Raw genomic sequence first — 3,110 nt, 5'->3', positions numbered from 1 at the left:
GGTACTGAGCATCCGCCCCGACTTTACGCCGCTGCAGGTGAAGGACGCACTGCTGGCCGGTGTCGATCCAGTGCCCGCACTCGACGGCAAGACCGTCACGGGTGGGCGACTCAACGCCGCCGGCGCTCTGCAAGCAGCTGCCGCGGCTGGCCCCGAGATCTACGTGGCCCTCGAAGCCACTTTAGAGATCATTCTATAGCGGTTACGAAAGAACGGGAATCCAAACCCGTCGAACCGAGACGCGTCCGACTATCTGCTCACAGCGTTCGATGAGACCCATAGACTCGACCGCTACTACAGTGCTTTCTATGACGATCGCATCAAAGCTATTCATCCGAAAAGCCGCTTTGGGATCGCCAGGTTTACGCCGCTCAATGTCGATGACCTATACATGCTGTACAACGACTTGTTGAGAAACTTTGAGTTCTTGATAACAGATGTGCCGAACTGCTACATCATTTACCAGCAAGATGCGCTCTAACAAGTCCATGCAGTTGAGGTTCGAAACGCACGCGCGTGATGGGCGACGTTGGGCCTCACAAGGAGACCGTATTGGGTTGCGTAAAAGGAAGAATTAATCCTTCAAACGTCACAAAGCTACGCCTGTTTGCAGATTCCGGTGGTTTTTGCTCGAACCCGCGGTGTCTTTCTGAAATTTTCGTTGACGAAAATTCAGGCGCCATTCACGTTGGCGAGATAGCCCATGTAATTAGTGCGGGTGATGAAGGACCTAGATCCAATGTGGCCTTAACTCCGGAGCAGCGCGGCGAGTACGAAAATCTCATCTTATTGTGCCCTCGCTGTCATACGATTATCGACAAAGCAGAGTCAGATTATTCAGTAGCTACGCTTCTCGAATGGAAAGAAAATCATAGAGCCGCAATTGCAGATGCATTTGGTGCTAGAACGCTTGAATCTAGAGATTCTGCTCGGAGCGCAGTAGTCCCCTACCTTGAAGAAAACCACTATATTTTGAAGACTTATGGTCCGCTAACTGATGAGCGCTTTAATCCCGAAAGTGAACTGCCCGCTCAATGGCTCCGCAAGATTCGCTTGAAGATAATTCCGAACAACCGAAAAATCTTGCTGTTGTGTGAGGCCAATTCTGGTTTTTTGTCAAAGGAAGAACGCATGTTGCTCCAAGCTTTTAAGCAACATGTAGACGACTTTGAAGCAAAACACTTGGGGGGCGCTGAGCAAAATGGCGCATGCTTCCCTGAGGGCTTCGATAAAATTTTTAGTTAGGAATTTAAATGGCGAGTAATAGAAGCGGAATAGCTGATTGGTGTCGCGATGTGGTGCTGGACCACGATGACATCTATGAAGTGGGTGTTCGCACTCAAAACAGTATAGTGCTCATTGTTAAAGACTTGCCTGCGCCAATAGTTGTTGCGGTTATGTCTTCAGATAGGGTCGATTTAGAGTCAGTTCCCGATGAATTCCATGAGCCAGTAACAGAATTTCTGATCAATATCCCGAAAGACCCGTTTGTGAGCGGAGAGTTGCTCGCTACAGCTTCGAAAATCCCTTTGGCGGTCGGAGGATTGGCAGATCTGTATAGGGCAGTAAACGCGAGGAATTTCAGGAATTATATTCCGCCAGAGCCACGTTTTCTTTTGAGATGTTTAGAACAACATACCGCTGTAAGAGCAGTTATCAGAGCTAACAATCGGACGTATCAAGTTGTCAAAGTATCGGGTGACGTCGTCAGAGTTCTTGCTCTGAATGACTATGATCTCACAGCGGAGGCTGTTCGATCCGGAATCGATAAGTTTGGTCTTCCCGATTTCATCTTGGCCTCGAACCCGAATTGTCGACTGTCCTCTGCAACTAAACAGGTCGCGCGCTCTTCAGGCACTGGAGTGCTTAAGTTGAACCAGCTGATGGGAGCCCTTAACAATTAATTCAGACCTCATAAAGAAGCATTTTGCACGCAAGTTAGTTGAGCTTGTCAAGAAAGATCCTTTTCTTGCTATTTATGTATTTGGGTCTGTTCTGAAGGCGAACAATGGAATTGGAGATCTCGACTTGCTGGTTGTTTATGACGATCGCTCGAAGTTAATGAAAGCAAAGAGAGTTATAGGAGAAATAGGGCTGAGAGTTCCCATTGATGTCATTTATATGCAGCAGTCTGAAGAGCGCGAGCTAAAGTTCATTTCTCGACGAGGGGCAAAAAGTATCGTTGACCTATGGCCCAACAAGTCGTTCAAACCGACCGCTGCTACGCTGCGCTCCGCATCGGCGGTTTAACATTGGCGTTAGGCCTACCAGGTGAATACGTGACGAAAAAATTAGATCCAGAGATGCCATGCAAGCCATGTTGGGAGTTGAAGTACTGCCCTTACGGTTACCTTGTGGAGTATTCACCATTTCCAACCGAAGACTATGCAGTATCTGGTAGGCGCGCACTCTATGAGGAAGCTATGGCGGCGCTGCGGTCGGGTGAGTTAGAGTCAGAAGATGATGTGTGGGGAGAAATGGAGCGGGTCCTCCACCTGAACCCTGCGATTTGGGAAGAGATCGAGGGCTTTGCCGCTGAGGATGTCGGGTGCCGAGTATTCGGCCATGTTTGTCCCGTGTTTATCCATGCTAGCGGGGCAACTGAGACCAAAGGATCGCGTAGCCAAGGGCGGCACATTCCACGCGAAGTCATGCTCAAGGTCGTCCGTCGTGATGCTCACGTCTGCCAAAAGTGTCATAAGTACGTTCCTGATGATGAAATAGAGTTCGATCACGTCATTCCATACTCCAAGGGTGGCCCATCAACTGTCGAGAATCTCAGACTTCTGTGCCGGAGCTGTAATCGTAAGAAGTCAAACTCACTGGAGGAGGTTTTACGTTGAGTTCGCCTAACAATGGGTTCAACCGGACGCCGGTAAGCGTACAGGCGGCAATGCCGGTTGAACTCGGTGGCGGTGCTGGTTAACCCAAACGTTAGGTGCAGAAGGGAGACCATGAAGATAGGTGACAAAGTTGAACATAGATCCAGGCCCGACGTTGGCGTGGGCGAAGTTATAGAAGTCAATGACGACCTATGCACCGTCGAGTTCGCGAATTGTAGATTTTCTGGACTACCACTGGAAACCTTTGCGACTATTGAAAAGCTTAAA

Annotated in this window: 5 protein-coding genes; all 5 read left to right on the top strand. The window is 49.1% G+C overall.

The window, feature by feature from the left end:
- Nucleotides 1–199: hypothetical protein (locus LCF60_RS24020; RefSeq protein WP_292295054.1), on the top strand; the 199-nt coding region annotated here is incomplete at its 5' end.
- A gap of 320 nt (nt 200–519) precedes the next feature.
- Complete coding sequence (locus LCF60_RS24015; protein ID WP_292295053.1) at nt 520–1,245, top strand: hypothetical protein; 726 nt, start codon at nt 520–522, stop codon at nt 1,243–1,245.
- An 8-nt stretch (nt 1,246–1,253) separates the two neighbouring features.
- On the top strand, nt 1,254–1,904 hold the full coding sequence (locus tag LCF60_RS24010; protein ID WP_292295052.1) for a hypothetical protein: 651 nt from the start codon (nt 1,254–1,256) through the stop codon (nt 1,902–1,904).
- A complete protein-coding gene (locus tag LCF60_RS24715; RefSeq protein ID WP_363318462.1) occupies nt 1,900–2,250 on the top strand; it encodes a nucleotidyltransferase domain-containing protein in 351 nt (116 codons plus the stop codon). Before LCF60_RS24010 ends, LCF60_RS24715 begins: the two co-directional genes overlap by 5 nt.
- A complete protein-coding gene (locus LCF60_RS24005) occupies nt 2,190–2,843 on the top strand; it encodes an HNH endonuclease signature motif containing protein (RefSeq protein WP_292295051.1) in 654 nt (217 codons plus the stop codon). Before LCF60_RS24715 ends, LCF60_RS24005 begins: the two co-directional genes overlap by 61 nt.
- The last annotated feature ends 267 nt before the right edge of the window (nt 2,844–3,110 follow it).

This window comes from Marivita sp. (genome assembly GCF_020055635.1).
In the GTDB taxonomy this organism is placed as follows: domain Bacteria; phylum Pseudomonadota; class Alphaproteobacteria; order Rhodobacterales; family Rhodobacteraceae; genus Marivita.
Note: the sequence above shows the minus strand (reverse complement) of the source record. Positions and strands in the feature narration are given on the sequence as shown.